This window comes from Dactylosporangium sp. NPDC051087, assembly GCF_055586325.1.
In genome coordinates this window covers 75,794-81,609 of record NZ_JBVJIJ010000023.1, presented here as the reverse complement: position 1 = coordinate 81,609, position 5,816 = coordinate 75,794, and the positions used below count along the sequence as shown (strand labels likewise).

Genomic DNA, 5,816 nt, shown 5'->3' with positions numbered 1-5,816 from the left:
AACCCGCAAGGCGGCAGACCCGCAGGGCGCCCTTCCCGCAGGGCGCCCTTCCCGCAGCGCGGCAGACCCGCAGGGCGCCAGAGGTCAGGGGTCAGGCATCGCGGGCCTCCAGGGCGATCGCGGCGGCGAGCAGTGCGGCCGCCGCCCAAGCCGCGGTCACGCCCAGGCCCGCCCACGGCCCGATCGGCAGCTTGTCCAGGCCCGTGGTCGCCTGGACGGCGAGCCCGGCGGTCATCGGGCCGGCCTGCAGCAGGTGCCGTTCCCAGGTCGGGTCCGGCGCGGCGGCGGCGAGTATCGGGAACAGGAACAGCAGAGCGAGCACCACCCCCACCGCAGCCGCCGCGTTGCGCACGACGGCGGCGACACCGACCGCGAGCAGCCCGATGAGCATCAGGTACAGCACCGAACCGCCGGCCGCCCGCACCACCACCGACGTCGAGACCCCGGCGGGCAGGATGTGCCGGCCGGCGAGGGCGGCGACCGTGACCGCGACCACCGCGGCGGGCGCGACGACGGCCGTGACGACGACGGCCTTGGCCACGAGAATCCCGGTGCGCCGCGGCATCGCCGTGAGGGTGGCGTGGATCATGCCGGTGCCGTACTCACCGCCGACGGCCAGGACGGCGAGGACCGCCACGACCGCCTGACCGAGCTGGACACCGGTGAGCCCGGCCTTGGTCGGGTCGCCGCCGCAGACCGCGGTGGTGCAGGGCATGTTGAGCGCGACGACGAGACCCACGCCGACGGTCGCCGCGACGATCCCGAGGACCAGCCACACCGTCTCGGGTGCGGTGCGCAGCTTCGTCCACTCCGCCCGCAGATAGCGCAGACCCTCCGCCGGCAGCGCCCGCACACGTCCCTCCACCGCTTGCGGATTCGAGCGCTCACCCCGGTCACGTCCACGGACCGCCTGCCCCTGCGCTGGAAGCGGCCCAGAACTCACCCGCCCGTCCTCCCGATTCAGCTCACGGCTCACACGCTCGCCCTGCGGCAACGGGTCTCGGGTCACACGCTCGTCCTGGCGCAGCGGGTCGCGGGTCATACGTCCCTCCCACGGAATCGGTACGCGGCGAAGGCCAGCCCGGCGCCGGCCCAGGCGAGCAGGACCGCGAACCCCGCCCACGGCGCGAGCGGGAAGAAGCCGTTGGCGGGCGTATACAGGCCCTCCACCTGCGTGTACTGCGGCGTGGCCTGCTGCACGGCGAACGCCGCCGCCGGGGTGACCCTCAGCAGCCACGCGCCGGCGGAGACAGGCAGCACGGTCATGGCCAGCAGATACGGCACGACGGTCGCCACGATCGCGAGCGTCACGGCCGCCGTGCCACGTCGCAGCAGCACGCCGAACGCGAGCGCGAGCAGGGCCGCGACGGCGAGCAGCGCCCCGGTGCCGGCGACGATCCGCAGCTCGGTCGCCAGCGACACCGGATGGACGTAGACGCCGTTGCCGCGGATGATGCCCGGTCCGACGGCGACGACGACGGCCGCCGCGACCACGCCCACGGCGAACGTGAAGCCGCCGAGCACGGTCGCCTTCGCCGCGAGCGCCGTCCCGCGGCGGGGCACGGCGGCGAGCGAGGTGCGGACCAGGCCGCGCCGGTATTCGCCGGTTATCGTCATCGCGCCGACCACGACGACGAACACGAGGCCGGCGAACGTGCCGACGAGCGTCTGGCTGATCGTCGTGCCGAGCCCCGCGGCGCCCGCCACGGCGGGGGCGATGTCGCCCGAGCCGCTGACGGTGAAGCCGTCGCCGGTCCGCTCGGCCCCGGTCTCCTGGCCGGCGGCGGGTGCCCTGTCGCCGCCCGGCTCCTCACCGGCCGCCGGCGGGGGCGGGCCGCCGAGGGGACGGTCCTCGTCGGCCTGGCCGCCGACGCGTTCGGTCGTCCAGGTCGCGGACGGCCAGCTGCCGGTCGTGGTCAGGTGGTCGAAACCGGCCGTGGCGAGGCTCGGCGCGCCGGCCGCACCGGCGGTGCCTTGTGCCTCCACGTACATCGGCGACGTGACGAACAGGCCGACCTCCGCGGTCGCGGGCAGCCCGTCGAGGCGGACGGTCCCGACGCCGGTCCACGCGGTGCCGTCGGCGGACTCCAGTGCGGTGACCACGTCGCCGGCGCGGGTCAGCCGCAGCCATCGCGGTGCCGAAGCGGTGACGGCGCCGGGTTTCCCGGCACGGTCGTGCACGTAGTCGTGCTGCAGCCGCACCCCGTGCGCGCCGGTGACCATGACCGCCGCATACGTGGAGCCCTGCTTCGTGCCGTCCTTGACGATCAGGCCTGCCTTGGCCCACGGCGCGGTCCCCGGCCGCTGACCGGTGCCGGTCAGGTCGGGCAGCTGCCCGGTCATCGACACGACCCGCACGGTGACGCTGCCGTCGCCGGCGAGCGGCCGGTGCACGAACGTGAACACGTCGGTGACCTCCCCGCCCTCGGGTCCGACGGGCAGGGAACAGCTGTCGTCGCAGGTGCCCTGCATCCCCGGGAACAGGCCGAAAACGACGATCACCGCTGCGGCCGCGAGCATCCCGGCCGTCCAGCCCCGCACCGTCCTGAATTTCGTCCATTCCGCGTGTACGACCCGCGCGAAGCCGCTCATCGTGCCCCCTCCGACCCGGTCACGGCGCGGAACTCGACAGCGTCGCGGGTCAGCTCCAGATAGGCCTCCTCGAGGGTGGCGCGGTGCGAGGAGATCTCGGCGAACGGCACCCCGTGCGAGGTCAGCACCTGCACGACCGTCTCGGCGGGCAGCCCCGTGACGGTGAGCGTGCCCGTGTCGGTGCGGGCGACGGACGCGCCTTTCCCTTCCAGCACACCAGTGGCGGCATCGATCGAAGCGGCGCCTGTGCGCAGCGTGACCCGCCCCGCGGCGGCGGTGCTGAGCAGCTCGGCGATGCCGGTGTCGGCGATGACCCTGCCGCGGCCGGCGATCACGACATGGGCGGCGGTGTCCTCCAGCTCGCTCATCAGGTGGCTGGAGACGAGGACGGCACGGCCTTCGGCGGCGAGCTCGCGCAGGTGGCGGCGCATCCACACGATGCCTTCCGGATCCATGCCGTTGAACGGCTCGTCGAGCATCAGCGCCGGCGGGTCGCCGAGCATGGCGGCCGCGATCCCGAGGCGCTGGCGCATGCCGAGGGAGAACTTGCCGGCGGCTCGGCGCGCGACGGACTGCAGGCCGGCCCGCTCCAGGACCTCGTCGACGCGGCGGCCGGGCAGGCCCTGCGAGTGCGCGAGCCACAGCAGATGGTTGCGCGCGGTGCGGCCCGGCTGGAGCGCCCCCGCGTCGAGCAGCGATCCGAGGTGGCACAGCGGGCGCGTGAGGCTGCGGTATGGGCGGCCGGCGACGAGCGCGGTGCCGGCGTCGGGCGCGTCGAGGCCGAGGATCACCCGCATCGTGGTGGACTTGCCGGCGCCGTTGGGCCCGACGAAGCCGGTGACCTGGCCGGGCGCGACCGCGAACGTCATCCCGTCGAGGGCGGTGTGCGACCCGAAGCGTTTGCGGAGTCCGTTGACGACAATCATGGGTTCCGTTGTACGTGGGGGCCGGTGTCACCACGGTGACAGCGGCTGACACCTCACTGACACCTTCGGCCTGGCAAGGTGGGGGCATGCGGGTGCTGGTGGTCGAGGACTTCGAGGTCCTGGCAAGGACGGTCGGGACGGGGCTGCGCCGTGAGGGCATGGCGGTCGACGTCGTGCTCGACGGTGCCGAGGCGCTCGACCGGCTCACCGTCAACCGGTATGACGTCGTCGTCCTCGACCGGGACCTGCCGGGTGTCCACGGTGACGAGGTGTGCCGGCGGATCGTCGCGGCGCGCGCCAGCAGCCGGGTCCTGATGCTGACCGCGGCGAGCACCGTCAAGCAGCGCGTCGACGGTCTCGGCCTCGGCGCCGACGACTATCTGCCGAAGCCGTTCGACTTCGACGAGCTGGTGGCCCGCATCCGGGCCTTGGCGCGGCGCCCCGCCGAGGCACTGCCGCCGATCTATGAGCTCGGCGACCTCACCGTCGACCCGTCCAGGCGGGTCGCGTCCCGGGGCGGGCGCCGCCTGGAGCTCAGCCCGAAGGAGTTCGGCGTCCTGGAGTGCCTCCTCGCCGCCGACGGCCGGCCGGTCTCCGCCGAGGACCTGCTGGAGCGGGTGTGGGACGAGGCGGCCGACCCGTTCACGACCGCGGTGAAGACGACGATCCGCCGGCTGCGCACCAAGCTCGGCACACCCGAGCTCATCCACACCGTCCGCGAGGCCGGCTACCGCATCGGTGCGCGATGAGGTTCGGCAGCCGCCGCCGCGGCCTGCAGGTGCGGCTCACCGCGTTGTATGCCGTGCCGTTCGTGTTCGTCGTCATCTCGTCCATCGGGCTGGTCTCCTATGGGCAGTCCGCGACCGCGCCGGCGCTGCACGACAGCTACAACGACGCCCGCTACGGGCTGCCCGGCCCCGCCGCGCCCGACATCGCCGACGAGCGGCTGTTCCGCCTGTCGTTGATCGTCGTGGCGTTCGCCAGCATCGTCGCGGTGATCGGCGGCTGGATCACCGCCGGGCGGGTGCTGCGTCCGCTGCGCGCCATCATCGCCACGGCCCAGGACATCTCCGCCACGAGCCTGCACCGGCGGCTCGGCAAGACCGGCGCCGACGACGAGTTCACCGACCTCGCGGAGACCCTCGACAGCGTCTTCGAGCGCCTGGAGGCGGCGTTCGCGTCGCAGCGCCGCTTCGTCGCCAACGCGTCCCACGAGCTGCGGACCCCGCTCGCCGCGGAGCGGGCGCTGCTGCAGGTCGCCCTCGCCGACCCCGACGCCACCGTCGACACCCTCCGCGAGGCCTGCCACGAGGTCCTCACCCTCGGCGCCGCCCAGGAGCGCCTCGTCGACGCCCTGCTCACCCTCGCCAGCGGCGAGCAGGGCATCGAGCAGGACGAGCCCGTCGACCTCGCCGCCATCGCGACCGCCGCCGTGCGCCGCCGCTCCGGCGAGGCGAAGATCCGCGGCGTCCGCGTCGACACCACCCTCGCCCCGTCCGTCGGCGCCGGCGACCCCCGCCTCGCGGAGAGCCTCGTGGCCAACCTCGTCGACAACGCCGTGCGGTACAACATCGACGGCGGCTGGATCGAGGTCACCACGTCCACCGTCGACGCCCCCGCCGCTGGAGGCCCGGCGAGCGGGAGCAGCGCCGGCCCGGCCGTGCGGGGCGCGGCCAGGCTCACGGTGCGCAACACCGGCCCCGTCGTCCCGGCGGACGAGATAGGCCGCCTGCTGCAACCGTTTCAGCGCCTGGACGGCCAGCGCATCGGCCGAGCCGAAGGGCACGGCCTCGGCCTCGCGATCGTCCACGCCATCGCCAACACCCACGGAGCCGACCTGCGGGTGCTGTCCCGCCCGGAAGGAGGCCTCGACGTCACCATCGACTTCCGCCCGCTCCGCTGAGCCACCCCGCCGACGCCCAACCACGAGGATTCGCCGTCCGCCGCACCGGCATTCGGCCGGCTCGTGGGGCACCCGGCTTCCGCCGCGCGCCACTGAACCAGCCCGGCAGACCACCGGAACTGGCCGTCGCCGACCACCGCCCAGCCCGTGACAACCGGCATCCACCGCCCCGCCGAACCAACCCGACCAACCACCGCCAAGCCCGCGGCAACCCGGCACCCGCCGCCCCACCGAACCAACCCGACCAACCACCGCCAAGCCCGCGGCAACCCGGCACCCGCCGCCCCACCGAACCAACCCACCAACCACCGCCAAGCCCGCGGCAACCCGGCACCCGCCGCCCCACCGAACCAACCCGACCAACCACCGCCAAGCCCGCGGCAACCCGGCACCCG

5 protein-coding genes are annotated in these 5,816 nt (G+C 74.2%); 2 read left to right on the top strand and 3 right to left on the bottom strand.

What is annotated here, in order from left to right:
• Window positions 1-91: 91 nt before the first annotated feature.
• The 3 genes from ACZ6TV_RS37545 to ACZ6TV_RS37535 form a co-directional block, all read right to left on the bottom strand.
• Window positions 92-853 (bottom strand): ABC transporter permease, encoded by a 762-nt coding sequence (locus ACZ6TV_RS37545; protein ID WP_465303052.1) that lies wholly within the window; start codon window positions 851-853, stop codon window positions 92-94.
• Between the two features lie 185 nt (window positions 854-1,038).
• Window positions 1,039-2,592 carry a DUF1349 domain-containing protein gene (locus ACZ6TV_RS37540; RefSeq protein WP_465303050.1) on the bottom strand — a complete coding sequence of 518 codons (1,554 nt, stop codon included), beginning with the start codon at window positions 2,590-2,592 and terminating at the stop codon, window positions 1,039-1,041.
• On the bottom strand, window positions 2,589-3,518 hold the full coding sequence (locus ACZ6TV_RS37535; RefSeq protein ID WP_465303048.1) for an ABC transporter ATP-binding protein: 930 nt from the start codon (window positions 3,516-3,518) through the stop codon (window positions 2,589-2,591). Before ACZ6TV_RS37535 ends, ACZ6TV_RS37540 begins: the two co-directional genes overlap by 4 nt.
• Before the next feature lie 86 nt (window positions 3,519-3,604).
• Here ACZ6TV_RS37535 and ACZ6TV_RS37530 point away from each other — a divergent pair, with 86 nt between their 5' ends.
• Together ACZ6TV_RS37530 and ACZ6TV_RS37525 are read left to right on the top strand one after the other, a co-directional pair.
• On the top strand, window positions 3,605-4,267 hold the full coding sequence (locus ACZ6TV_RS37530; protein WP_465303046.1) for a response regulator transcription factor: 663 nt from the start codon (window positions 3,605-3,607) through the stop codon (window positions 4,265-4,267).
• On the top strand, window positions 4,264-5,421 hold the full coding sequence (locus ACZ6TV_RS37525) for a sensor histidine kinase (RefSeq protein WP_465303044.1): 1,158 nt from the start codon (window positions 4,264-4,266) through the stop codon (window positions 5,419-5,421). The genes ACZ6TV_RS37530 and ACZ6TV_RS37525 overlap by 4 nt, the downstream gene beginning before the upstream one ends.
• The last annotated feature ends 395 nt before the right edge of the window (window positions 5,422-5,816 follow it).